The organism is Nitrospira moscoviensis (genome assembly GCF_001273775.1).
In the GTDB taxonomy this organism is placed as follows: Bacteria; Nitrospirota; Nitrospiria; order Nitrospirales; family Nitrospiraceae; genus Nitrospira_D; species Nitrospira_D moscoviensis.
This window is the reverse complement of the sequence record NZ_CP011801.1, coordinates 1059665-1083796: the sequence shown is the minus strand read 5'-3', so window position 1 is coordinate 1083796 and position 24132 is coordinate 1059665. Positions and strand designations below refer to the sequence as shown.

Below are 24132 nucleotides of genomic sequence, written 5' to 3'. Positions count from 1 at the left end.
TTATTCTCCTTGGCAGAGCTGAATGTGTTGCAATCTCGCCCGCTCACTCACAGATTTTTTTTCGTACATGTCGTTCACAACGGCCACTGAGCAGCCGTCTGGCGACATCGCTACCCTTCGCAACGCCCCTGACACAACCCTCTTCATTTCTTGGCCTTGAATAAGGTATCCGCCCATAGATCCAAATGCTTCTGGTCCGCTGGGTGATTGCTTTGACATGAAAACACCATTGCGAGCTGGGAAGAATTTGAAAGCGTTGCCATGGCTCCATGGCAATTTTGGCATTTCCTGTTTTGTTAATGTCCCATCCGGGCTAAGCCACCAAACTCTGAGCGGCACAGCATCGGGCCAAGCAGGCTGCACGTCACGTTTTACATCATCAAAGTATTGGAGCCCCGAAATCAGATAGACATTTTTATATGGCGCGAACTCAACTCGAAGCCCACCCACCTCAAGCTGCCCCATCGGCAAGGTGAAACTCTTTTTCGCGGCAAGAGAATAGAAGCTGATCGCAGGGTTGGGATTCTCAAACCGGAGCGTAAGAGGATCTGGCTGTGGCGGAATGACAGTCCCCAGATCCAGATATCCGTGCTCTTCTAACAGCGGAATCGTCCGATGATTCTCGACAAACCAAAACGGTTTCGTATCGTAATAGCCGCAGCTGTGTGGGTTGAACCAATACGGCTGCTTGGGGAAAGGAGTCCGGGCCTCCTGACCTCGTTTTCCGCTGATAATTATTCCACGATTGACATAAGTCAGCACCCCGTCATGCACGCATAAACTGCTTTTCAGCAGCAAGCCATCGGACCGTGTATCAAATGTGTCGTACAACTCAAGTGCGCCTGAAATCGTGTCCCAAAAATACAGACCTCGATCATTGAGTCGAAGAATTGTCTTCGGGTCGGATGAGGGTTCCATCCCTTTGTGGCCATGAAATAGAACTCGACGGTTATCGAGCCAAACAAGGTCGGCATCTTCAGCGAAGATGCCCGCATCTTTTATCGAGTATGGCGCCGTAAGTGCAGCACAGGCCGCCAGCTGCGGGCTGACCACCATGAGAAACAATACGATGATGAGGGCCAGTCTGTTATTCATGCAGCTCCTTATTGATGACGTGATAACAATACTCGCCCACGGATGCGCGCGTGCACGAGAAATAGAGGGACAGGCTACTTTTCCCTTGCGTCCCTGCCCAGTTTCTCCCAAGCTGCCGCCCTTATGCCTCGGATACCTCGTGGTCAACTGGCCGGGCACGCCTACCATGTGCTTAACCGCGGCAATAGCGGCGCGGTGGTGTTTCACAAAGAAGCCGACTACGCAGCGTTTCTCGATCTGCTGACCTCCGCGAAAACCAAGTTTCCGGTCCGTCTCTTTGGCTACTTCCTGTTGCCCAATCATTTTCATCTCGTGCTGCAACCCAAGACCGAGGACGCGCTCAGTCCGTTCATGCCTGCGATATCAGAATACGGGCTCGCCGATTCATAGTGGCTGCCCCGTCTAGGCATCAACCATGGAATCCTTACAGTGAGGATGCTTGATGATGGACGCTTGTATTCCGAACCGATGAACTTGTCAAATTAAAAAATGGACTAGGGCCAAAAATTTCAAACCTCTGGATCATGCAGCCGACATAACCTCCGACACTTCGTCCGAGCGGTCGCCCCCGAAAACTTCAGAATAAGTAGCCTGTCCCTCTTTTTCCCCTCCTGACCGGTGAAATGGATCTTGGTGCTGGCATTGATGATATTTGAGTCTCGCAAGAGCGTAAATACCAGGTCACGGCCACGCGTCCACTGATTCCATCCCAGCGCGGTATTGCCAGTCCAATCAACTGAATCGGGCCCATCAGTACCGCCAAACGCCACAATTACTTCATTCGTTCCAGCATCTCGATATGCAACGAACTTGAAACCAACCGAATCGATACTTGACTGGGCATCGTCACTTACCTTCTCGAAGCCCGGCCCAATTGAGTAGGGAGGCAATATGTCGTAACTCGGAGTGTCGCGGAGTGGGGCGAGTATTGAAGGCGCGGTCAGAGCAGAAGTGAAGTAGGAGGCATCGCTTGCTATTAAGGTCAACTTCACCAACTCGTTGAGTGGCTGAGTGACAGACATGGCTATTCTCCTCTGCAGGCATGAAGGATGTGGAGAGATGCGTTACTGATGTATGGCTGACGTTTTTCATAGGGCGCACTCACAAACGCAATCTTGCAGCCGTCTGGAGAGACTCTTATTGAATCTGGTCCTATTTCCTCGCTGAGGACCTTAACCACTTGGTCACCTTGGATCCAATACGCCCCTGCATCACCTGGTGGTTCTTTATGCCGCCCCCAATCGTGAGTCCAAGTGAAAACGCCTTCTCGTGCAGGGTAAAAATTCCTCGCCCCCCCCGCGCATCCATCCACGGTATGGGACATTAATAGAAGAGATTTTGCCATCAGCTACGAAGAGCCAAATTGAATACGCGTCACTATTTTCCGAAGGAGAAGTCACAAGACCTTCGCGAGGAACAGCGAGGGGTGTAGCATCCAATACATAGCTGTTTAGGAACGACTCAAAGCGAACTATCGAAGAGTTAAGGTAGGGATGAACCTTAAGTGGCAGCTTAACTCCTTCGGTAAAACCAGGGCGGAACCAAACGATCGGAATCTTATCGCCTGAACCATGATAAGCATTTCGGTGGTAATCGAAATAGCCGTGCTCTGGAAGTAAATCTAAAAATCCCATTCCGCGCGATATGTAACTCCTGCAGCTAATAGGATGCGTTTTCACACCCTCTTCCCACTCCGGCGGTTCTCCCTCCCAGGTTTCCTTCGAGTAGTACATGTCAAGGTAGGTCCGCTCTTGTCCCATCAGCCCTTTCTTTGATGCGCCGTCAAGGATGGAGTAGCGAATGTAGCCGCGGAATAACAACCAAGGCTGGCGTTCTTCACATAGATTGAACGGTGGTTTTCTCGGGTATCCCAAATATAAATATTCTGTTCACGCCCATACTTTCCCTGCTTATCTATTTTCTCGAGGTCGATTTCATACCCCGTAAAAATCACCCGCTCATTATCGAGCCAATAAATTCGGTGTTGGCTGCTCGCAGGAAACCCCGAGTCCTTAAGGATGAATGACGGCTTGTCTGGAGCTGCCGCAAGCTGAAGGACACCAGCCATTAAGAGCAACCCGATGAGCGTCAGATTCTGTCTCACATCTCTCCTCGTGACGAAAACGGTGTCATTCTATTCGACTTCAACAGCGCAACCCATGACCGCGAACGCGTTTAGTTCGTTAATGCAGCGGTGGATGACGAGTCGTGTCCGTCTGTATCATCAGACAAGCCAATGCCATTCAATCTCCGTTGAAGGCAGAGCGGCACACCACGTCCAAAGAGATTGTCGCTCCTTTAATCGCCGTGATATCAGAATACGGGCTCGCCGATTCATAGTGGTTGCACTGGCGGCCCATCGACGTGGCTAACCGGCGGATCCAACATTGTTCCTCCTTTTTCTACACACTGAAGGAAATGGCTACGAAATCCGGTTCATTATTTTGTTTCTCCGCCTTGCGGCCTAGCCGCCTCGGTGGCCTTCCTTCTTGCCCGCAATCCGCCGATCACTTGCTGTACCTGCTGCTGCAGGCGCAGCAGGCTTTCGAGCGGCATCGCCACGCGAGTGGTCACGCGGCCCTCGACCGCCTTCGGCGCCGCGCCTCCGTTGGCTTCCGCCTTGGCCACGGCCACCAGCATAGCCGGCTCGATGAAGCCGAAGTCGACGTACACCAGTCCTTGGGCGAGCCCTACGGTTGTGTAATTAGCGAGCCCCGGCTGAGCCGTCTGGTCGTTGCCGCGGAGTTGGACGTTGAGGGCGATCGTCTTTTGATTCCTCTCTGCCATGATCTTGCTCCTTTCAGTGGTTAATTACCTTGCTCTCTCATGCTGAATTGCCGAGCACGAGCCTCAGCGCTGCGCCTAATTCATGCAGGGAAAACTGTTTGGTCAAGAACGCCGTGATTCCGTAGGCCCGCGCTTCCTGCTCGGTCGCCTCCGTGCCAGCGCCGGTCAGGACGATGACGGGCGCCATCGGCGCGACAGCCCGGGTGTGTTGCAAGACTTGGAGACCGTTCATCCCCGGCATTTTGAGGTCCAGGATTGTGACGTCCGGCGCATGCTGCCGGAACTGCTCAAGCCCCTCGGCCCCCGACGCCGCCAGCAGCACGTCGTGATGACGTCGCTGCAAAATGGTCTGCAGCAGCGATCGGATGCTTTCTTCATCATCGATGACGAGGATCCGGCCCACGATGATCCTTTCAATCGGCACTCAGTAGACGAATTACGAGCCAGTGCCACATGCTGTACAACAACGGACGCCTACAAACCCCTGGCGCAACGGCCAGGTGGGGCAGCCATAGGCCGGTCTGCGGAAGACAACACCTCAAGTTCTGCGCATTCCAAATTGATGGGCGGCGACTCTACCGAGCACTCTGAGAAGTGTCAATGGGGTGACGAAGAGGGAGGAACTGCGAAAGTTGCGCGGACAAAAAGCGCGGATGGTCCTATGCGGCCCATCCGCACTTTCAACTGATGTATCTCCCGCTACTTCTCCGCGCCGAAGGGCGGAATGTTGATGCCGATGCGTTCGAGGCCCATGATGACGGTCAGCGCGGTCGGCGAATGTTGGACGATTTCTTTCTGCACTTCGATACGGCGCAGGTCCACGAATTCGGGCGCGGTGAGCCCCAGCGATTCACGGTAGGCCCGGTCGGCGATGCCGCGCTGCCGTTCCGCCTTCTCGCGCGCTTCTTCGGCCTTTTGAAATTCCACCATGGTGATTTTCCGCTGTTCTTGGATGATGGTCTGCGTCGTCTGCTCGACCACGCCCTTCGGCGGAAGAATGCTTCCGACGACGACGCGATTCAGCCGGACCGGAATGCCCTGTTTCTCGATCAGCTTCGTCTGGATCTCCCGTGCAATGGCATCCTGTAACTTCGCTCTCGTGGTCGGATCAGTCGTCAATTGAAACAGGGGGTATTTCTGGACTTCCTCGCGCACGAAGGTGCGAAACGCTTCCTTGACGTTGTTTTGATACCAGTTCGGGCCGTACTTTGAGATGAGCTCCGGCGATCGGCCTTCCACCACGTTGGCGATCAGAAACGCATCGAAGGACACCGGCGCGTTCTCGGCCGAGATGATGTCGAAATGCTCCGAGTATTGGATGGGCCGAACATCCACGTCGATCACTTTGGTCGTCGGCGCGACGACGACTCGTCCCGTTTTGGCCGGCACCGGATCGACGCCGCCGTGGCCGAAGAAGAACGGCTGTTCGACGAGGACGCCCTCGTGGCCTGCGTCGATCCCCACACAGCCGATGGTCAGGAGAAACAGTGACAAGACACCTACGGCAAGCAAGACGCGGTCGGGTTGAGCTTTCATAACCCCTCCTCTCTCGCAGCCCCACAAGAGGCGTGAGGCCGCACGGTTGAATACACGGTGACGCGACGCCCTGGCTCCACGTTCAGGGCGACATCACCTTACGAACCGCTTGGAATGAAGTCAAACGGCTGAGAGTGGCGTTCAGAGAAGGGTGCGGGAGGGGAACGGAACCGCGAGTAGGGCCGTTGTTCAAAAAACTCCGGCCTGCTTCTGGAGCCACCGGACATACTGTGTGATCTGGTCGACGTCCGCAGGCGTCACGCTGTCGATCTTCGGCATATTGCCGAATTCCCAATGATGCGCCCGCACGCCCTGAGCGGCCGCGCGCTGGAACGCGGCGTCGCCGTGATGGTTGGGTTCGTAGATTTTATGGACCAGCGGAGGCCCTTGGCTGGTGCCGACTCCGCCCACGCCATGACAGGCGGCGCAGTTCGCGTTGAACTTCGCTTCGCCTGCCTGCAATTCGGCCGGGACGGTGCCTGCGGCGTTCTTGGTCGGCGCATCGCCCTGGCTGCAGGCCGGCGTGGCGGCGAGCGTCACGAGGCAGAGACCGGCGGCACAGATGGCTCGGACCCGTCTCATCCTAGCTCTTCACCGCCGGCCCATCACCACGCTGCTCGGCTCCGAATTGTTCCCGGAGCATGGCCTGCGTTTGCCGCAAGGTCATGCGCCGATACAGTCTCGCGCCGATCGGCGCGAGGACGATGAGACCGATGGTGAGGTACATGAAAAATTCTTCGGGCGACATGCCGTCAGCCTATCGCATATGCGATCGGATCTACAACTCCCGCCTGCGCGAATCCTTGTTTGCGGATCAGGCAGCTGTCACATTCTCCGCAGGCCAGGGAACCGATCGGATCGTAGCAACTGTGGGTCAACTCGAACGGAACCTGCAATTCCACACCCAGTCGAATGATTTCGGCCTTCGTCAAAGTCAGCAACGGCGCCCGCACCTCGATGCGCTGCCCTTCGACGCCCGCCTTCGTGCCCGCATGGACCGCAGCCTCAAAGGCCCGGATGAATTCCGGACGACAATCGGGATAGCCGGAATAATCCACGACATTGGCGCCGAAGTAGATGACCGACGCGCCCACGATCTCGGCGTGCGCGGCCGCGAGCGAGAGGAAGATCAAGTTCCGTCCCGGCACATAGGTCGCAGGAATCCCGCGGCTTCGCGCGCCTGCGTCCCGCTTCTTCGGCACCGGGAGATCCGCCGTCAGCGCCGACCCGCCGAGCGCCCGCAGATTCACGTCCAGCACGACATGCCGCTTCGCGTGCAAGGCGACCGCGACCCGGCCGGCGCGTTCCACCTCCACGGCATGCCGCTGCTGATAGGCGATGGTCAGCAGATGGAGTCCGAAGCCGTCCCGGCGGGCCACCGCCGCCGTCACGGTGGAATCCAATCCTCCGCTCGCCAGAACAACCGCCGGAGGGACAGACTGGACGGTCATGGGTATCACTCACGCGATCCACACCATAGGGGGTCCGGCGACAAACCGGTGGAGAGGTCACGACGGGCGGGCGGCTCGGACGAATCGGAATCAGTCCCGATCTTCTTCTTTCTCGATCTTTTCGAGCAACTCCGCGCGCGATTGGCATTCCACGCAGAGCTTGGCGAACGGCACCGCCTGCAAGCGCTTTTCGCTGATCTCCACGCCGCATTCGGCGCAGATGCCGTAGGTGCCTTCGTGCAGCCGCGTGAGCGCCTCATCGATGGACTGCCGGCGCCGGTTCCGCATCTCCATCAGTGAAATGCCCAGTTCGCGCTCGAGATCCATGAGCGCCTGATCGCCCACATCGCGGGCGGATTCCAACCGGCGCTGCTGATCCTCCGTAAGGGACTGGCCGAGACTGCCCTCGATCTCTTTCATGATCTCTTGCCGTTTGCCGAGCAGCATCTTGTGGAGCACTTCCTGGCGGCGCTCCCGGGCTTCCCGCTCTTTCGTGGTTTCCTTGGGGCGGAGGGATTCCACGACGATGGCGGCCGTGGTCGGTTTCTCTTCGGCGTCGGTGGAGCGGGATTTCGATGCGGTCGATGAAGCGGATTTTGTTTTTGCCATGGGTTTCTTCTTCGCCTGTGCCTTGGTTGCCATAGGATCTTCACTCCTTCGAGAGGGTCGAGGAGCCAAAAAAGTCCGGCATCTATAACACGCCTGTGTCGACTTTGACAAGGGCTTGGGGTGGGAAGGGCCGGCGGCCCTAGGGATAGAGGATCGTGGAATGGACGTCGTACCCGGCCAGTCTCTCGCGGCCTTTCAAGCTTTTCAGCTCCACGAGAAAATCCAGACCGACGATCTCGCCGCCGAGCTGGCGCACCAAATTCACCGTCGCCTCGGCGGTGCCGCCGGTCGCCAGCAGGTCATCGACGATGAGCACCCGCTCTCCGATCTGCACCGCGTCCCGATGGATCGCCAGCGAATTGGAGCCGTACTCCAAACTGTACTTCACTTCATAACAGTCGGCCGGCAGTTTCCCCGGTTTGCGCACCGGCACGAAGCCTGCGCCCAGCCGTGCGGCGAGGATGCCGCCGAAGATGAAGCCTCGCGATTCGATGCCGATCACTTTGGCGATGCGCCGGGGTTGATAGCGGGCGGTCAGATCCTCGGTCAGGTTGCGGAGCGCGGCGGGATCTTTCAATAAGGTCGTGATGTCGTAGAACAGAATGCCGGGCTTGGGAAAGTCCGGCACTTCGCGGATGAGCGACTGGTAATTGAAGGTCGTCACGGAGCTAGAGCAGGTCTGCTTGCGTCATGGTCTTCCGCGCGATGGTGTTGCGAAGCCGGACCAGCGCCGCCATCTCGATCTGCCGCACCCGCTCGCGGGTGAGTCCCATCTGCCGGCCGATCTCCTCCAGCGTCTTGGCTTCGTCTCCATCGAGACCGAACCGCGACACAATAACAGTTTGCTCTTTCTCAGGCAACTCCTTTACCCAGCCCATGAGCTCCGTCCGCCGGCGCACCCCGTCCGCCGTCTCGTCGGGAGACAGGCACATCGGATCTTCGATCACGTCGCGGAGGAATGTGTCCGTCCGGTCGTTGATCGGGCTGTCGAGCGAACAGGTCGTGCGGACCAACTGCTTGAGGTCCAACACCTCCTCTTCCGACGTTTTCATCTTCACGGCGACTTCGTGCGCCGTCGGCTCGCGGCCCAGCGCCTGCACGAGCTGCTCCACCTTGCCCAAATACCGATTGAGCCGCTCGACAACATGCACCGGCAGACGCACCAGCTTGCCCTGGTTGATGATGGCCCGCTCAATGTATTGCCGGATCCACCAGGACGCGTAGGTGCTGAAGCGGAAGCCGCGTTTGTAGTTGAACTTCTCGACCGCCTTGATGAGACCTAAATTCCCCTCTTCCACGATGTCCGAGAAGGGAAAGCCCCGGTTCATGTAGCGTTTGCCGATGCTGATGACGAGCCGGAGATTGGATTCGATCATCTGCTGGCGCGCCTGTTCGTCGCCGGCCATCACGCGCTTGCCGAGCTGCTGTTCTTGCTTGAAGGTCAGGAGGGTCGAGCGGCGGACTTCGCGCAAATAGCTTTTGAGGGTGTCCAGGCCTTCCGACCGGCCGGACTCTTTATCGGCGCCGTCGGACGCCGTCTCCGGCTCCGAATCGTGGAAATCGTCCGCCGCTTGCCTGCGCGCTTCGCCCATTTCGTCTTGTCCGTCCTCGCGACTCATCCGTCGTCTCTATCGGCTCCCTCATACCAGATACTGAACGCCGAGAACCGCCCAGTGGCGGCTTTCCATTCCGTTTCGATCTTCGTCACGCGTCCGGCAGGGGGACCGACTTTGAGTTCAAGGAGCGCGGCCTCGATCGCGGCCTTCGGCCCTTCCACATCGAGCTCCACCCGCCCGTCGTTCAGATTGCGCACGCCGCCCACGAGGCCGTGTCCCGTCGCCACCCGGTGAGCGAACGCACGATAGCCGACGCCCTGGACCCGACCGCTGACGACAATGTGAGCCCCCGCCGGCTGCTCGGCTGCTGGTTCAGTCATGGAAAACCCGGCGCGCTTCCACGCGGTCATGCGCGCCGCCGCAATGTTGAACGGATGATCTCACACCTCACCGGAGGCGTCACGTGTTTTGCAATTCCGCGCGATGAAAATGGAGGTGAGAAGAAAAACACTTGAGGAATTATCCGGCGCCTCAATTCGATACAACGAAAAAGAGGCGCCGGGTCGCACGAAGTGCAATCAGATTACAAACTGTACTGGAGGTGTGTATCCGCTGGCCTCAACTTAATAGGCCAGCGGCGCGAGCAAGCTTGGTTTGGTCGGGGCGAGAGGATTTGAACCTCCGACCCCTGCGTCCCGAACGCAGTGCGCTACCGGGCTGCGCTACGCCCCGACATCAAACTCACACCGAGAAACGAGGATGGAATTCTCTTACAGGAGGGGGGTAAAACGCAACCCATGCGCTTCCGCCACGCCCCGGCAGGTGACCTGTCCGTCCTTGAGGTTGACCCCCTTCGCCAATCCGGGATCGGACCGGATCGTCCGCTCCACACCATCAGAAGCGAGGCGCACTATATAAGGGAGGGTCGCGTTGGTCAAGGCGAAAGTCGACGTCCGAGGCACGATGCCCGGCATATTCGCCACGCAGTAATGAATCACCCCGTCCACCACATAGGTGGGATCGGAATGCGTGGTCGGCCTGGTCGTCTCGAAGCACCCGCCTTGATCCACTGAGACATCGACCACTACGGAGCCCGGTTTCATCTTCTTCAGGAGGGTGCGCGACACGAGCTTCGGGGCCTTCGCGCCCGGCACCAGCACGGCGCCGATGACCAGATCGGCCCCGCACACCGCCTCTTCGATGGCGGCAGGATGGGCCGCGCGCGTCACGATTCGTCCCCCGTAGAGGTCGTCGAGATACCGGAGCCGGTCGAGGTCCAAGTTGATCACCGTGACCTGAGCGCCGAGACCGACGGCGATCCTCGTCGCCGAGGCACCGACGACGCCGGCTCCCAAGATCGCGACGTGTCCCGGCTCGACACCCGGCACACCCGCAAGCAAGACGCCGCGGCCGCCGCGAAGCTTTTCCAGATACTGCGCCCCGACCTGCACCGACATGCGTCCGGCGATCTCGCTCATCGGGCGCAGCATCGGCAAGCTGCCGTCCTTCGCCTCGGTAGTTTCATAGGCGATGGCCCAGACCTTCCGCTCGAGCAGCGCTTTGGTGAGGTCGGGAAGCGACGCCAGGTGCAAATAGGTGAACACCACTTGTCCCGGCCGAAACAGATGGCACTCCGAGAGCAAGGGCTCCTTCACCTTCACGATCATCTCCGCCTTGGCGAAGACTTCGTCCTTGCCCGACGCGATCGTCGCACCGGCTCGCCGATAATCCTCATCCGCAAACCCGCTGCCGACGCCGGCGGACGGCTCGACCCACACGGTATGGCCGGCCTGTACGAGCACCGCCGCCCCGTCCGGCGTGAGGCTCACGCGATATTCCTGATCCTTGATCTCTTTGGGAATCCCGATGACCATACGCCTCCATTATATAGGGATCTCACGCCGGCGAACAGACGCGCGCGGCCTTCGGTAGACAGTCTAAAAGACGCTGGTATAAGATACGCGCTCTTCACGTTGCGACTTGTGGTCAAGGAGGAGGACGCCCATGGATCTGTCGAGCGGATCATGCAACGCGTGCGGGACCGGCGGAACGGCGCTCATGAAATTCTCCCTGGGCAAAGACTTTTTTGGCCGCCCCTACGACCGCTTGTCTCCTTCTGCCGATCAAAGTCCCAAATGGTATTGCGCGAACTGCTCGATGCAGAAGAATCTCCAGCGCGACTTTCGGGATATCCGCGCGGAGTACGACAAGTTGATCGCGGGCCAGCAATCGGAGTTGGCGAAAGGAGACGAGTTCCGGCGGGCTTCCTTGCGGCTGCGGGAAATCAGCGCCCTGCTGGGATCCTTGCCGGGACAATCTCCGCTGATCGCCGCCCACGACGTGGCCCTTCTTATAGAACGATTGAACACCGCCACGATGCCGGCATAGAAACAGCATGTCCGGATTCACGCGACATATTTTCGTCTGTACCAACCAGCGCAGCGCCGACGATCCGCGGGGCAGCTGCTCGAAGCTGGGCTCGGAGGCGCTGCACGCGCATTTCAAGCAGGAAGCGAAGCGCCTGAACCTGAAAGGGGTCGTGCGGGCCAACAAGGCCGGCTGCCTGGACCACTGTGCGCTGGGTCCCAGCGTGGTGATTTACCCGGAAGGCGTGTGGTATCGCGTTCGGACGGAAGCCGATGCCACGGAAATTATGGAACGGCATGTGTTGCACGGCGAAGTGGTGACCAGGCTGCTGATGCCTGATCATCCGGCTCCATCCGCACTTCCTCCCCTGAAGCCGTAAGATATTCCGATGGCGGTCGAAGACAAATGGAAGGCCAACCAAGCCAAGGTGGCCTTCGCCAAGCAGTTCCCCGGGCTGACTTTGGAGTGGGCAGCCTGTGAAGGCAAGACCGTCCAGGCGGTGGTGCCCTTGACGGGGAAGCAGGGCGCGGCGGTGATCGTCTTTGCCGACGGCTGTTTCACGATCGTGCCGCCGCTGAACCCCGAGGCCTGGGAGCTGGGTCAGGCGCTGATCGACGCCCGGCGCCATCTGGAGCCGGCCCATCGGGACGCTTACGCCGAGTACGATCGCCTGGCGCAGCTGGACCGCGAGGCGCTGAAATCGGCGCGTCTGGAGAAGATCCTCGGCGCCATTCACAACAATATGGAACAGATCCCGGAATTGAAGGATCGACTCAAGGCGCTTGTGAAGGAGTGGAAGTGAGCAGTCTACCGAAGAAGAATATGTTCGAGATCTTCTCGCAAGGTCTCTTCGAAGGAGTCAAACCCATGATGATCGTGCGCGACCATCTCGTGCGCCATCCGGACCGGTGCACCCATCAGGCGATCTGTGTCCCCATCTGCCCGACCGGCGCCTGGCTCTCCACCCCGCCCTATAAGTTCGACCCCTCCCGCTGCCTCGAAAGTTGCCGACTCTGCCTCGACGCCTGCCCGTCGCAGGCCATCTTTGCCGTCTTCAGAAAGGGCGACAAGCTGCTGGAGCCGCAGAAAAAGTAGGAGGAGGCGACGGAAGATCGTCGTGCTTCGTCACAGGAGCTGCTTGCGCAGCCGGCCCCAGTACGCCGTGCCGACGTAGCCGCAGGCGCCGGTGAAGGTGGTCAGCGCGATGATCTGATAGACCTTGCTGCGGGGGATTTTCACCTTCAGGGCGGGATTCAGCAGATCGGTCGATTGCAACACCAGCTTCAAGGACTCGCCGGCTGAGAGGATCGGCCACATGCAGGCGAGTCGAAGCCGCGTTTCATATCGAGGAATCGCCATCGTATAGAGCCAGCCCTGATCGAGGTGCTCCGTCGCCTGGCGAACCAGCTTGGCCAGCGCCGGCTTGAACCGCGGCAGTGAATCGGCGCTCAGCAGATCACGCGGTTTCAGTCCCGCATCCGTGAGCAGCGACTCAGGGATATAGCAGCGGCCCTTCTGCAGATCGTGCGCCACGTCCTTCACGATGTTCGTCAACTGGAGACCCTTGCCGAACCGCACGCCGACGTCCGACATTTCGCGGACGTTCCAGGACGCCAACGCCCGCCGATGCGCGCACATGAGATCGGTCCAGAATTCACCGACACAGCCCGCCACATAGTAGGTGTAGCGATCGAGATCGTCCATGGTCTTCAAGGCCGCGAGATCGCCGGCCGACGCGCCGGGGAACACGGACAAATCCATCTCCATGCCCTGAACCAGCGTAGTCATCAACCGCTGCACGCGGCGCCGATCGGCGGAGGAAAAGGTTTGATAGAGGGTGAAACAGTCCTCCAGCCGTTCGAGCAGCGCACGTTCGGCGGAGTCCTGTTGCAGCGGCCCGACGGCCCGCTGAATCTCGCGAACTTGCCCCCAGGCGACCGCGTCGGTGATGAATTGGCCCTTGAGCTGGTTCAGATAATCAAGCCGGCGCGGCCGATCGATGAGGTCGGTATCGGCGATCGTATCGGCGGCGCGGGCGAACAGATACGCCAGGCTGACTTGGTCCCGTACATCCCCCGGGACGACGACCAGCGTCGTATAGAAGAGCCGGGAGACTTGCTTGAGGAGGACACGCAGGAGGTCGGGCTTGGTGGAAGAAGTCGGCACGATCGCTTCACGATTCACGCGTCACATACGAGGCGCCACCCTATCGGACTTCGAGCGCGCCCTCCATCCCCTTGTCGCGATGGCTCGGCATGGGCCAGAGGCGCTTGTCACAATAAATGGTATAGAAGCCCCGCTGCGGAGGAGTGAACTTCACGGTGGCCGTTTTCCCGGCGCTCACGTCCTGTTCAACCGAGAGACCCGGCGCCAGGTCTTTGATGATGAAGTTGTGCGGCGTAATGGTCGTCACGCTGGTAAGCGTCAATTCGACCGGCTTTCCGGCTTCCACCACCAGATGGTTGGGCTGATACGAATAGCTGTCCAGGATCACCGTCGTCCGCTGCACCCCATCCGGCGAGACTGGAACGACGAACGGCGGCGCTGCCGCGGGATCCGAGGCGGCGAGCGCCGTGCCGGCCAGCAGGACGATGCCGATCCCGGATGCGCAAGGGGCGAAGATCCGCGACACCACGCCTCTCATCGTGAGGCTGTTCTAACAGAAGGAATGGGAGGGGTCAACTTTCCCTCGGTGCAACCGGCACTTGTACGCGACTTGACCTTCGAGAACCAAGCCTTATGTTACCGTTCGTCTTGATGCGTCCCGACCACGAGGATGCATTTCAGCATCCCGGTTTGTATAATCATGGCATTGAAACACCTCCCGGGATGACCCGGAGGTGAAGGAGGATCTCGATGAAGTGGTTGAAGGGTATCGCACTGCTCCTGATCGCCAACCTGCTGTTCATGGTCGCGATCAACGTGATCGTGAGCATCGTGCTGCCGGCATTCGGCATTACGCTGGGAGCCGACACGACCTCCCTGCTGACGGTGGCCGGCCTCTTCGGATTCGGCGGCGCCTTCTTCAGCTTGGCGTTTTCGAAGCAATTCGCCCGGGCCGCGTTGGGAGAACGCTACCAAATTACGCAACCCCGCACCCAGGCCGAACACGTCATTTACGGCGCGGTGCAGGAGATCGCGCAGCGCCTCCGCATCACCATGCCGGAAGTCTGGGTCTATGAATCGGCCGATCCGAACGCCTTCGCCACCGGCCCTACCCGAAACAATTCCATGGTCGCGGTCTCGACGGGACTGTTGAACAATCTGGACGAACAGGAAGTCCGGGCGGTGCTGGCGCACGAGATGGGCCATGTCTTCAATGGCGACATGTTCACCACGACGGTGCTGGCCGGTCTGATGAATACCTTTGTGTACTTCATCTCCATGCTCGTCCGCCGTTTCTTCGCCGAACGGGATCAGGCAGGGTTGGGCTTCGCTTTGTCGTTCGTGGTGCAGATCGTCCTCGGATTCCTGGCGATGATTCCGATCATGTGGCATTCGCGGCGGCGGGAATTCGGCGCCGACGCGTTCGCCGCCAAAGTCTACGGGCGGGAATCGATGATTTCCGCGCTCCGCGCGATCGACGGATGGGTGGCGCGCACGCAGATGGCGCCGAGCAGCACGGCCGATCCGCTGGCGACCTTCAAGATCGCCGGGCAGACGGGCGGCCTCCTGCGCCTGTTTGCCTCGCACCCTCCCATCGAGGAGCGCATCGCCGCGTTGCAGCGCCTGTAACTCTCCGGACGAAGGGAGCGGCATCATGCCCGGGACGCTTCGCACCGTGCTGACCGTGAGCGGGATGCTGCTCGCGGCGCTTACCGGTCCGGCCCAGGCCGGCCAGGAAGGGACCCTGATGGCGGTAAAGACGGCTTCGCTCTATGACTTCACCGTGGACGATATCGACGGCCAGCCGGTCAGCCTGGCGCAGTATCGGGGGAAGGTGCTGCTCGTCGTCAACACGGCGAGCTTCTGCGGCAACACGCCGCAGTATGCGGACCTGCAGGCGATGTATGAGCAATATAAAGAGCGCGGATTGGAGATCCTCGCCTTCCCGGCGAATAACTTCGGCCAGCAGGAGCCCGGCACGAACCAGGAGATCAAGAGTTTCTGCTTCACGAAGTACAGTCTGACGTTTCCGCTCTTCAGCAAGATCAGCGTCAAAGGCGCGGACAAACATCCGCTCTATCAATACCTGACCGAACAGAGCCCGTTCCCCGGCGAAGTCGAATGGAACTTCCAGAAGTATTTGGTGGACCGTTCGGGGAATGTGGTCGGCCGCTTTCACCACCGCACCAAACCGTTGGCGCCCGAAGTCGTGAAGGAAGTGGAACGGGTGCTGGCCGCGAAGTAGGTTCAGACTCTTTTGAAGAATGCGATGTGGGCGCGGTACTCTTGGATCGCGGCGCCGAGCGCGGCGGCGCCGCGCGGGATGTTGGCCTCCAGCGTCTCTTCAACCGCCGGATCGTCGATGTCCACTTCATAGCGGTCTTGAATGTTCGTCCGCACAGGCCCCTGCGACACGTCGCGAGGCATGAAGATTTCTTTCCACACTTCTTTTTCCACCAGACAGACGTCCCGGAAGCGCTCGTAGAGCAACGCCAGCTTCTCCGGATCCGTGATCTTGATGCGGTCTGCCATCGGAGGGCGGGCTACGGAGAAGGGGTCTGCTGAGCAGACGATGCGGCCTCGGCGATGGAAAACCGCATCGTCCCGACCTGATTCACGGCGTGAAACGGCTGTTGCCCGAGCGGCGTGATAAATAACTTGGCCACGTAGTTGCCGAGCGCCCACTTCTCCCCCGGCTTCTTCAGCTCCAGATAGCCGTACCGCTCATGGCCCGGGACTTCCAATACATCCTTGCCCACCGGCGTCTGGCTCAGTTGGCCGCCCGGCTGCTCTTGAAACCATTGCACCGCGAATTGAGCCGGGTCCTCCAAGGGCGCCACTTCGAAAATGATGTAGATCGCCGGGGTGTCCGGCGTAAAGACCGACGCCGGCTCGACCGGCTTCAGGCGGGGATCCTGCGTGTACCAGCCCTTGCGCCCGAACGTGTCCCATTCGACTTCATACCCCTTCGCCATTTTGATCCAGGTAAAGAGCGACTGAGGAATGCCTTTCTTCTGTTCGTCGAACGACGGGCTCTGCGTCGAGCCGATCTCGGTGGTCTCCTGCTCTTTCGGGGCCATCAGGTCCTTGGCCCAGCCTTCGGCACCCGACAGTCCCGCCAGCATGGCGAGACTCGCGAGGATCGGCTTGACGGCGTTCCCTGTCCGGGCTGCACTCATGGGTTCATGCTATCCACACAGCAGGTCGCGGGTCAACCGGTGAGCGGACACGACCGATGAAGCCCACAGAGAGGCTTCGCTATGGTACAGTGATGGCGCCATTTCCATGAACACCCTGCAACACCCCCCGTCCGACAGCCGCCCCTCGTCCCGTCAGTCCGTTGAGAGCGAACGGGTTCCCGCCGCCACGGCGTGTACGGCCGGCCGGCGCTACGGCATTCGCGACGGCTTGTTTCAGGCGGTCGCCCAAGGAGGCGGCGAGCAGTATCTGTCGGCCTTCGCCCTGCTCTTTCACGCGACACCGTTTCACCTCAGCATGCTCTCCGCCGTGCCCCAGCTCCTGGGGACCTGGGCGCAGCTCCTTTCCGTCAAAGTGTCGCACTGGTTTCCGAACCGGAAGCTCCATGTCCTCTGGGGCATCGTCGCCCAGGCGGTCTCCTGGATTCCGATCCTTCTGTTGCCGCTGCTGTGGCCGGAGGCCGGTCCCTGGCTCTTGCTCTGCGGCGTCGCACTGTATTTCGCCTGCGCGCACTTCACGGCGCCGGCCTGGACCGGCTTGATCACCGACCTGCTCGACGCCGATGAGCGGGGCACCTACTTTGCGCGTCGCGCGCGGGCGATGACGGTCGTCAGCTTTCTGGCCCTCACGCTCGGCGGCGCGGTGCTCAGCCTCTTCACCCGATGGCACGCCGTGTGGATCGGGTTTGCCGTCATCTTCGTCGTCGCGGGTCTCTGCCGCGCCGCCTCCGCCGTGGCCCTGTCTCAGGTCGCCGACTTGCCGCCGCACGATCTCGGCGGGAGACCGACGGGCTTTCGGCAATTCCTCGCACGAGGGGCGTCACGCGACTTTTTCCGCTTCCTCCTGTTCTCGGGGCTGATGCATGCGGCCGTCTTGGTGGCCGGCCCCTTCTTCGTCCTTTATATGCTGCAGAACCTCCACCTGCCCTATTGGCAATACGGCGCCTGGATGGGCATCGGTCTCGTCGGCCAACTGCTGAGCTTTGCCGCCTGGGGGCGTTTCAGCGATCGGTTCGGGAACAAGGCCTTGTTGACGATCACCGGATTCGCGGTGCCGGTGCTGCCGATGCTCTATCTGTTGAGCACCGCCTGGCCCTTTCTGCTGGCCGTCAACTTCTTCGGCGGCGTGGTGTGGGCGGGCCTCTCGCTGGGCCTGCAAAATTATGTGTTCGACGTGGTGGAGGCGCCCGACCGCGCCAAGGCGGTGGCGGTGACGAGTGTCGTAAACGCCTGCGGCTGGGCCGCAGGGACGCTGCTCGGCAGTTGGCTCATCGGCGCGGTCCCCGACGTCCTGCGCGTCGGGGCCTGGGAGCTCCGTCCGGTTTCCAATCTCCCGTTCATCTTTTTCATTTCCGGAGTCCTGCGGCTGCTGGTCTCCGGCGGCCTGCTGCATACGTTCCGGGAGCCCCGGCTGGTGGAGCAGCGGTCGCATGCCTACCTGCTCTGGGAACTGCCGTTGCTCAAGCCGCTCGGCCAGTTGGCGCTGCGACGCCCGAACCAGTAATCAGTAGCGCGGCACGGTCGGATCGGCGCTGCGGCTCTGTTCTTCCTGCTTCAGTTTCTCGAACGCCTTATCGGCATGGGTACGGACCTGTTCCGGCGTGACGGTCGGCGCCGGCTTCGGCGGATCGCCCGCGCAGCCCGCCAGCATGAGCAGCAACGCTCCGCCCACTCCATACCCGTATCGGATGACTGGCCCCCGTCGCTGACTCATGCGCGCCTCCTCTGGTGGCTGCTTCCATCGTTCATATCCCCTCTCACTGGAACGCCCGGCCCAGTTCGTCGACCGTCTGCATGATTCCCCGTTCCATCGCGTCCCGGCTCAAGCGCTGGTAATCCACGTTGTCGGCCGGCATCCACCCGCCGTCCGAGACCGGGTCGAACCGCGCGGTGACGACCCGATGATACAGCACTTCGGCGCTCTCGACACGAATCAATTTACTGGTCACGGTGATCGGCGGCAAATCGCGGCTGGTTCTCGCCCAGAGGCGGTCGCGATGGGACGGCCCGTCGATCCGGTAGATCAGGACCGAATCCACCCCCAGAAGCCGCCCGACCCGGATGGCGCTGTCGTCCGAACCGGCCTGCGCGAGCTGCAGTTGCTGCTCATGCTGGAGCAGCGGCAGGTTGAATCGATCGACGATCTTCAAGTCCGGCCGGCGCGTCTTGAGCCGAAACGTCTCGCTTTCCAAGCGATTGTACGCGCCCGCCACGTCGGGGTTCGTCGTTTTCGGGTAGAGCACCGCGATGCGTTGCACGTCTCGGGGAATGGAGACTGAAAAGGCCGGCGGCGCGGGGGACAGCCGGAGCGCGGGGGCATCATAGTGGCATCCGGCTGCGCCGATCATCACGATGAGGGTCAGACTCGCTCGTGCCGGGGGCATGGACGACCTCGTGGATCGTTCGCCGACTGGCGGTTCCCCTACGTGGCGTCATCATACTCCCCGCCTCCGGTGAATGCCATTGCCGCCCTTTCGTTGACTCACCTGCACCGGCAGAGTATGCTCCGATCCAGAAACGCCCGCACCCCCATGAGGTTCGCCATGTCGCTCCGGGATCGATTGACCGAAGATCTGAAACTCGCCATGAAATCGCGGGACCAGCTGCGCGTCGACGTCATCCGGATGATCAAGGCCGCGGTGCTGAACAAGGAAGTGGAGCTCAAGAAGGATCTGGACGACGCCGAGATGAGCAAGGTCATGACGGCCCTGCTCAAGCAACGCCGCGAGTCGGTCGAGCAATTCGAAAAGGCGCAGCGGACCGATCTCGCGCAGAAGGAGCGGCAGGAGATCGCGATCATCGAGCACTATCTGCCGAAGGCGCCGTCGGCGCAGGAGCTGGAGGCGATCGTGGCTGCGGTGCTCCGCGAAACCGGCGCCCGCTCGCCCCAAGACATGGGCGCGGTCATGAAAGCCGTCATGGCGAAACTCGCGGGGCACGCGGTGGACGGGAAACAGATCAGCGACCTGGTTCGCTCGAAGCTCCAGGGGTAGCCCGGGCTAGGGTCGTCCGAGCGGCTGCTCTACTCGCACACGTCGCGTGATCGCAGCGCCGCCACGAGGGACGCGTATGGCCATCCTGATCGTCGATGATTCGCCGGACCAGCATCTCCTGCTTCAGTCCATCCTCACGAAGGCGGGACACACGGACATCCGGACCGCCGACTCCGCGCAAGCGGCCTTCAGGGAATTGAGCCTCGACGCACCGCAGCCGTCCGTCCCCATCGATCTCGTGCTAATGGACCTCCTCATGCCGGAGATCGACGGCGTGACGGCCTGCAAGCGCCTCAAAACGCACGAGCAGCTTCGCGACATTCCGGTCATCATGGTGACGGCGAACCACGACCTCGCCAATCTCAAGGAGGCCTTTGCCGCCGGAGCGATGGATTACATCACGAAACCGGTGAAGGCCGTGGAGCTCCTGGCGCGGGTCGCGTCGGCCCTGACGCTGAAACAGGAAATGGACTGCCGCAAGGCGCGCGAGGCGGAGCTGCGCCGCAGCAACGAGGAGCTGCAGCGCGCGCTGAAGGAGGTGAAGGTCCTCCGCGGCCTCATTCCCATCTGCGCCTCGTGCAAGAAGATCCGCAACGACGGCGGCTTCTGGCAGCAGTTGGAAGAGTATCTCGGCGAACATTCCGAGGCGGAGTTCAGTCACGGCCTCTGCCAGCCCTGCATCAAGAAGCTTTATCCTGGTGTTTACCAGGACTAGTTGCTACGATTTCTCCAGTTTTTCACCCTGCAAGCCCGATTGACGCGATGAGCATTCTCATTGTCGACGATTCTCCCGACGACCGCCTGCTGCTGCACTCGATTTTGTCGGCCGCCGGTTACGAAGACATTCTCACGGCCGATTCGGCGGCCGCCGCTTTCTCCTCCCTGGGGCTCGACGGCGGGAAGCAAGCCGCCGCGCGCGTCGACTTGATTCTCATGGACATCCTGATGCCGGACATGAACGGCATCGAAGCCTGCCGCCAGATCAAAGCCGTCGACCGGTTCCGCGACACGCCGATCATCATGGTGACGGTGAAAACCGACCCGGTGGATCTCCAGCTCGCCTTTGCCGCCGGCGCGATGGATTACGTCGCGAAGCCCGTCAACAAGATCGAGTTGCTCACGCGGGTGCGCTCCGTGCTTCGATTGGTGCATGAGATCGACCGTCGCCGCGCGCGCGAGCAGGAGTTGCTGGAAGTCATGCGCCAACTGCAGGAAGCCAATCAAATGTTGCTCCGGCTCTCCTGCCTCGACGGCTTGACCGGCATCACCAACCGGCGCCAATTCGACGATTTCCTGGACCAGGAATGGCGGCGGGCGGTGCGCGACTCCACGCCGCTGTCTCTCATCATGTTCGACATCGACCGGTTCAAGAACTACAACGACACCAAGGGCCATACGGCCGGCGATGAATGCCTGAAGCAGGTCTCTGCGGCGATTTCCAGCGCCGTCAATCGACCCGGCGACCTCGTCGCACGCTACGGGGGCGATGAATTCGTCATCGTGCTGCCCGGCACCGGCATCGACGGCGCCGCGCAGGTCGCGGAAGGTCTGCGGCGCCGGGTCGAATCGCTCGGCATCCGGCATGCCGAGGGGGACCTCGTCACGATCAGCGTCGGCTACGCCAGCGTCATCCCCACCCGCCAAGCCTCTCCGACGGATCTCATCAAGGCCGCCGACCAGGCGCTGTATCAAGCCAAGCAAGAGGGCCGCAACCGGGCGAAGCCGGCCGCCATGCTGACGCTGGTGGAAAATCTGCGGGAAGACTGAGCCGCAGTGCCAAAGAAACGAGCTCCATCGCGCCTGTCCCGCAACGTCACGCCCGGCGGCGCCCGGCGACAGGACGTGCGGCCGCGCCGCAGGCCGGCCCGTGTCCCGCCGGCACGCGCCGCCTCGGCGCCCGCCGGCCCGGGCGGCGGCGCGCCGGACGCGCCCTCGCTGCTGACCCAGATCATCGACCATATCCCCCACATGATTTTCGTGAAGGACGCCGAGACGCTGACATTCGTCCGGTTCAATCGCGCGGGCGAGCGGCTCCTCGGCTATTCGCAGGACGAGCTGCTCGGAAAGTCGGACTACGACTTTTTCCCGAAGCAGGAAGCGGATTTCTTCACCGCCAAGGATCGGCAAGTGCTGCAGCAGGGGCAGGTCGTCGATATCGCCGAGGAGCCGATTGAAACCAAGACGAAGGGGTCGCGCATCCTCCACACCAAGAAAGTGCCGATCTTCGGCGCGGACGGCAAGCCCACCTACCTGCTCGGCATCTCGGAAGACATCACCGAACAGAAGTCGATCAAGCACGCGGAACAGCGGCGGGCGTTCATGCTGGAGTTGCAGCAGTTCGCCCTCTGCGAGTTGGCGAAACACGAAGCGATTTACACCGGCGATCTGGACCGGGCCTTTCAGGCGCTGACCGAAATGGGCAGCCGGGTGCTCGGCGTGGAACGGACCAGCATTTGGCTGCTCGACGATGAAGGAAGCTCGCTGCGCCTGATGGATCTCTTCGAGCAGAGCCCGCGCGGCCATTCCGCGGGACAGATCCTGACCGCTCGCGATTACCCCATCTATTTCCAGGCGCTGCTGCAGGAAGAATACGCCATCGCGGCGCACCATGCCGCCACCGACCGGCGGACGCGCGATTTTGCCGATTCCTATCTTGCCCCCTTGGGCATCGGCGCCATGCTGGACGCGCCGATCCGGCTGAACGGCAAGGTGGTCGGGGTCCTCTGCAACGAGCACGTCGGCGGGTCGCGCATGTGGACGCCGGAAGAGGCGCACTTCGCCGGCTCGCTCACCACGTTCATCACCCTCGCCATGGAGGCGCACCAGCGGAATGAATCCGACCGAGCGCTGCGCCTCGCGAAAGAAGCCGCCGAGGTGGCCAGCCGCGCCAAAAGCGAATTTCTGGCCAGCATGAGCCATGAGATCCGGACGCCCATGAACGCCATTATCGGCATGGCCGACCTCTTGTGGGAGACGCAGCTGACGCCGGAACAGCGGAAATATCTGCGGATCTTCCGGCGCGCCGGCGGCACCCTGCTGAACCTGATCAACGATATCCTCGATCTGTCGAAAGTCGAAACCGGACATCTCGAGTTGGAATCGCTCGACTTCGACCTGAACGAGGTGATCGACAAGGCGATCGAGATCCTGGCGATGCGCGCCAACGAGAAAGGGCTGGAGCTGGCCTGCCACCTGGCCCCGGATGTGCCCTGCGCGCTGATCGGCGATCCCACGAGGCTGAGCCAGATCTTCATCAATCTGATCGGCAACGCGCTCAAATTCACGGAGAAAGGATCGGTGATCGTCCGCGTCGCCAACGAGCCGGACGGCGGCCGGCCCGGCGCCATCCGATTTTCGGTCACCGACACCGGGATCGGGATTCCCCCCGAGAAGCAGGAGATCATCTTCGAGAGCTTCACGCAGGCGCATGCCTCCACGTCCAGACAGTACGGAGGGACGGGGCTGGGGCTCGCCATCTCCAAACATCTCGCCGAGCGGATGAACGGGCGCATTTGGGTGGAGAGCACCGTCGGGCAGGGCAGCACCTTTCACTGCACCGTGACGCTGGGTGTTCAGACGCGGCCCGGCCAGCCGAAGCCCGCCTCCCCGATCAATCTCACCGGCGTGAGGACGCTCGTCGTGGACGATCATCCCACCAATCTGCTGATCCTGCGCGAAACGTTGGCGGCGTGGGGCGCCGTCGTCACCGAAGCGGACAGCGGAGAAGCGGCCTTGGCGGAGCTGCAGCGCGCCGGGGGAAGCGAGCGCCCTTACGAATTGCTTCTGTTGGACGCCCGCATGCCGGGGATGAACGGCTTCGAAGTCGTCGAGGCGGTCAAGAATGCGCCGTTTGGAAACGGGCTGACGATCATCATGCTGACATCGGACCACTGGGCCGACGACATCGCCCGCACGTATGACCTGGGCTTAGGCGGGTATCTCATTAAGCCGATCAGGCGGGCCGATTTGTTTCAAACGATCGGCATCGCGCTGGGTCGGACCAAAGGTCCCGCGCCGGAGCCGATCCCCGCTCCGCCGCCGGCGTCCGTCCGCCCGCTCCGCATCCTTCTGGTCGAGGATAGCCCGGACAATCAACTGCTGATCCGGTCGTATCTGAAACAGACCGACCACCGGCTGGACGTGGCGGATCACGGCGCGATCGCGCTCGAAAAATTCAAGAACGGGCACTACGACGTCGTGCTCATGGACATGCAGATGCCGGTCATGGACGGCTACACCGCCACGCGCGCCATCCGCAAATGGGAGCGCGACCAGGATCTCCCGGCCACCCAAATCATCGCGCTGACGGCCCTCGCACTGAAGGAAGAAGCCGTCAAGATCTTCGAGGCCGGCTGCAACACCCACATCACCAAGCCGGTGAAAAAATCCACCCTCCTGGATATCCTCCAGGCCTACAAAGGACGCGCCGCCTAAG

At 61.0% G+C, this 24132-nt stretch carries 32 protein-coding genes and 1 tRNA gene; 12 read left to right on the top strand and 21 right to left on the bottom strand.

What is annotated here, in order from left to right; translation table 11 throughout:
* The gene (locus tag NITMOv2_RS05350; protein WP_053378903.1) at window positions 1–1095 is read right to left on the bottom strand and encodes a hypothetical protein; all 1095 of its coding nucleotides are present in this window, start codon (window positions 1093–1095) and stop codon (window positions 1–3) included.
* A gap of 123 nt (window positions 1096–1218) precedes the next feature.
* Between NITMOv2_RS05350 and NITMOv2_RS23270 the strand changes: the two genes are divergently transcribed.
* Window positions 1219–1485: a transposase gene (locus NITMOv2_RS23270; RefSeq protein WP_187299369.1), complete on the top strand. Its 267-nt coding sequence runs from the start codon at window positions 1219–1221 to the stop codon at window positions 1483–1485.
* A 119-nt stretch (window positions 1486–1604) separates the two neighbouring features.
* Here NITMOv2_RS23270 and NITMOv2_RS05340 read toward each other — a convergent pair whose 3' ends face one another.
* The 14 genes from NITMOv2_RS05340 to ald all read right to left on the bottom strand — a co-directional run bounded on the left by NITMOv2_RS05340 (window position 1605) and on the right by ald (window position 10908).
* Complete coding sequence (locus NITMOv2_RS05340) at window positions 1605–2117, bottom strand: hypothetical protein (protein WP_053378901.1); 513 nt, start codon at window positions 2115–2117, stop codon at window positions 1605–1607.
* A gap of 737 nt (window positions 2118–2854) precedes the next feature.
* Window positions 2855–3199 carry a hypothetical protein gene (locus tag NITMOv2_RS05335; protein ID WP_053378900.1) on the bottom strand — a complete coding sequence of 115 codons (345 nt, stop codon included), beginning with the start codon at window positions 3197–3199 and terminating at the stop codon, window positions 2855–2857.
* 335 nt (window positions 3200–3534) lie between these two features.
* A complete protein-coding gene (locus NITMOv2_RS05330; protein WP_053378899.1) occupies window positions 3535–3882 on the bottom strand; it encodes a hypothetical protein in 348 nt (115 codons plus the stop codon).
* 37 nt (window positions 3883–3919) lie between these two features.
* A complete protein-coding gene (locus NITMOv2_RS05325; RefSeq protein WP_053378898.1) occupies window positions 3920–4285 on the bottom strand; it encodes a response regulator in 366 nt (121 codons plus the stop codon).
* Between the two features lie 296 nt (window positions 4286–4581).
* On the bottom strand, window positions 4582–5418 hold the full coding sequence (locus NITMOv2_RS05320; RefSeq protein WP_053378897.1) for an SPFH domain-containing protein: 837 nt from the start codon (window positions 5416–5418) through the stop codon (window positions 4582–4584).
* Window positions 5419–5607: 189 nt separating this feature from the next.
* A complete protein-coding gene (locus tag NITMOv2_RS05315) occupies window positions 5608–6000 on the bottom strand; it encodes a c-type cytochrome (protein ID WP_053378896.1) in 393 nt (130 codons plus the stop codon).
* Window position 6001: 1 nt separating this feature from the next.
* Entirely contained in the window at window positions 6002–6166 is a 165-nt protein-coding gene (locus tag NITMOv2_RS23785) for a hypothetical protein (protein ID WP_187299368.1), read from the bottom strand.
* A 4-nt stretch (window positions 6167–6170) separates the two neighbouring features.
* Window positions 6171–6869: a 7-cyano-7-deazaguanine synthase QueC gene (queC, locus tag NITMOv2_RS05310; RefSeq protein ID WP_053378895.1), complete on the bottom strand. Its 699-nt coding sequence runs from the start codon at window positions 6867–6869 to the stop codon at window positions 6171–6173.
* 90 nt (window positions 6870–6959) lie between these two features.
* A complete protein-coding gene (locus NITMOv2_RS22475) occupies window positions 6960–7511 on the bottom strand; it encodes a TraR/DksA family transcriptional regulator (protein WP_083447764.1) in 552 nt (183 codons plus the stop codon).
* A 106-nt stretch (window positions 7512–7617) separates the two neighbouring features.
* Window positions 7618–8142, bottom strand: a complete 525-nt coding sequence (locus tag NITMOv2_RS05300) for an adenine phosphoribosyltransferase (RefSeq protein ID WP_053378894.1) — start codon at window positions 8140–8142, stop codon at window positions 7618–7620.
* A 4-nt stretch (window positions 8143–8146) separates the two neighbouring features.
* Window positions 8147–9097, bottom strand: a complete 951-nt coding sequence (locus NITMOv2_RS05295) for a sigma-70 family RNA polymerase sigma factor (RefSeq protein WP_053378893.1) — start codon at window positions 9095–9097, stop codon at window positions 8147–8149.
* Window positions 9094–9444 (bottom strand): acylphosphatase, encoded by a 351-nt coding sequence (locus NITMOv2_RS05290; RefSeq protein WP_238590470.1) that lies wholly within the window; start codon window positions 9442–9444, stop codon window positions 9094–9096. The genes NITMOv2_RS05295 and NITMOv2_RS05290 overlap by 4 nt, the downstream gene beginning before the upstream one ends.
* A gap of 245 nt (window positions 9445–9689) precedes the next feature.
* Window positions 9690–9766, bottom strand: a tRNA-Pro gene (locus tag NITMOv2_RS05285).
* 38 nt (window positions 9767–9804) lie between these two features.
* Entirely contained in the window at window positions 9805–10908 is a 1104-nt protein-coding gene (ald, locus tag NITMOv2_RS05280) for an alanine dehydrogenase (RefSeq protein ID WP_053378892.1), read from the bottom strand.
* A 130-nt stretch (window positions 10909–11038) separates the two neighbouring features.
* On the opposite strand from ald, the gene NITMOv2_RS05275 reads away from it, so the two are divergent.
* From NITMOv2_RS05275 to NITMOv2_RS05260, 4 genes are read left to right on the top strand one after another with little or no spacing between them, the layout of a single operon-like run.
* Window positions 11039–11422 carry a hypothetical protein gene (locus NITMOv2_RS05275; RefSeq protein ID WP_053378891.1) on the top strand — a complete coding sequence of 128 codons (384 nt, stop codon included), beginning with the start codon at window positions 11039–11041 and terminating at the stop codon, window positions 11420–11422.
* Between the two features lie 7 nt (window positions 11423–11429).
* On the top strand, window positions 11430–11780 hold the full coding sequence (locus tag NITMOv2_RS05270) for a (2Fe-2S) ferredoxin domain-containing protein (protein ID WP_053378890.1): 351 nt from the start codon (window positions 11430–11432) through the stop codon (window positions 11778–11780).
* A 9-nt stretch (window positions 11781–11789) separates the two neighbouring features.
* Window positions 11790–12203, top strand: a complete 414-nt coding sequence (locus tag NITMOv2_RS05265; protein ID WP_053378889.1) for a transcription factor IIS helical bundle-like domain-containing protein — start codon at window positions 11790–11792, stop codon at window positions 12201–12203.
* A complete protein-coding gene (locus tag NITMOv2_RS05260) occupies window positions 12200–12496 on the top strand; it encodes an ATP-binding protein (RefSeq protein WP_145976175.1) in 297 nt (98 codons plus the stop codon). Before NITMOv2_RS05265 ends, NITMOv2_RS05260 begins: the two co-directional genes overlap by 4 nt.
* 30 nt (window positions 12497–12526) lie before the next feature.
* On the opposite strand, the gene NITMOv2_RS05255 is transcribed toward NITMOv2_RS05260, so the two are convergent.
* On the bottom strand, window positions 12527–13585 hold the full coding sequence (locus NITMOv2_RS05255) for a phytoene/squalene synthase family protein (RefSeq protein ID WP_238590469.1): 1059 nt from the start codon (window positions 13583–13585) through the stop codon (window positions 12527–12529).
* A 22-nt stretch (window positions 13586–13607) separates the two neighbouring features.
* Window positions 13608–14033, bottom strand: a complete 426-nt coding sequence (locus NITMOv2_RS05250; RefSeq protein ID WP_238590468.1) for a cupredoxin domain-containing protein — start codon at window positions 14031–14033, stop codon at window positions 13608–13610.
* Window positions 14034–14257: 224 nt separating this feature from the next.
* Between NITMOv2_RS05250 and htpX the strand changes: the two genes are divergently transcribed.
* Together htpX and NITMOv2_RS05240 are read left to right on the top strand one after the other, a co-directional pair.
* Window positions 14258–15136, top strand: coding sequence for a protease HtpX (gene htpX, locus NITMOv2_RS05245; RefSeq protein ID WP_053378886.1), 879 nt, complete (start codon window positions 14258–14260; stop codon window positions 15134–15136).
* A 25-nt stretch (window positions 15137–15161) separates the two neighbouring features.
* Window positions 15162–15752, top strand: a complete 591-nt coding sequence (locus NITMOv2_RS05240) for a glutathione peroxidase (RefSeq protein ID WP_238590467.1) — start codon at window positions 15162–15164, stop codon at window positions 15750–15752.
* Window positions 15753–15754: 2 nt separating this feature from the next.
* Here NITMOv2_RS05240 and NITMOv2_RS05235 read toward each other — a convergent pair whose 3' ends face one another.
* On the bottom strand, window positions 15755–16039 hold the full coding sequence (locus NITMOv2_RS05235) for a hypothetical protein (RefSeq protein ID WP_053378885.1): 285 nt from the start codon (window positions 16037–16039) through the stop codon (window positions 15755–15757).
* Window positions 16040–16050: 11 nt separating this feature from the next.
* The gene (locus tag NITMOv2_RS05230; RefSeq protein WP_053378884.1) at window positions 16051–16686 is read right to left on the bottom strand and encodes a hypothetical protein; all 636 of its coding nucleotides are present in this window, start codon (window positions 16684–16686) and stop codon (window positions 16051–16053) included.
* 106 nt (window positions 16687–16792) lie between these two features.
* Between NITMOv2_RS05230 and NITMOv2_RS05225 the strand changes: the two genes are divergently transcribed.
* Window positions 16793–18208, top strand: coding sequence for an MFS transporter (locus NITMOv2_RS05225; protein ID WP_053378883.1), 1416 nt, complete (start codon window positions 16793–16795; stop codon window positions 18206–18208).
* Here NITMOv2_RS05225 and NITMOv2_RS05220 read toward each other — a convergent pair whose 3' ends face one another.
* Window positions 18209–18418: a hypothetical protein gene (locus tag NITMOv2_RS05220; protein WP_053378882.1), complete on the bottom strand. Its 210-nt coding sequence runs from the start codon at window positions 18416–18418 to the stop codon at window positions 18209–18211.
* A 43-nt stretch (window positions 18419–18461) separates the two neighbouring features.
* Entirely contained in the window at window positions 18462–19088 is a 627-nt protein-coding gene (locus NITMOv2_RS05215) for a hypothetical protein (RefSeq protein ID WP_053378881.1), read from the bottom strand.
* 159 nt (window positions 19089–19247) lie between these two features.
* On the opposite strand from NITMOv2_RS05215, the gene NITMOv2_RS05210 reads away from it, so the two are divergent.
* From NITMOv2_RS05210 to NITMOv2_RS05195, 4 genes are all read left to right on the top strand, one after another.
* On the top strand, window positions 19248–19697 hold the full coding sequence (locus tag NITMOv2_RS05210; protein WP_053378880.1) for a GatB/YqeY domain-containing protein: 450 nt from the start codon (window positions 19248–19250) through the stop codon (window positions 19695–19697).
* 76 nt (window positions 19698–19773) lie between these two features.
* Window positions 19774–20412 carry a response regulator gene (locus NITMOv2_RS05205; protein ID WP_053378879.1) on the top strand — a complete coding sequence of 213 codons (639 nt, stop codon included), beginning with the start codon at window positions 19774–19776 and terminating at the stop codon, window positions 20410–20412.
* Window positions 20413–20459: 47 nt separating this feature from the next.
* Window positions 20460–21464, top strand: coding sequence for a GGDEF domain-containing response regulator (locus tag NITMOv2_RS05200; protein ID WP_053378878.1), 1005 nt, complete (start codon window positions 20460–20462; stop codon window positions 21462–21464).
* 6 nt (window positions 21465–21470) lie between these two features.
* The gene (locus tag NITMOv2_RS05195; RefSeq protein ID WP_053378877.1) at window positions 21471–24131 is read left to right on the top strand and encodes a response regulator; all 2661 of its coding nucleotides are present in this window, start codon (window positions 21471–21473) and stop codon (window positions 24129–24131) included.
* The last annotated feature ends 1 nt before the right edge of the window (window position 24132 follow it).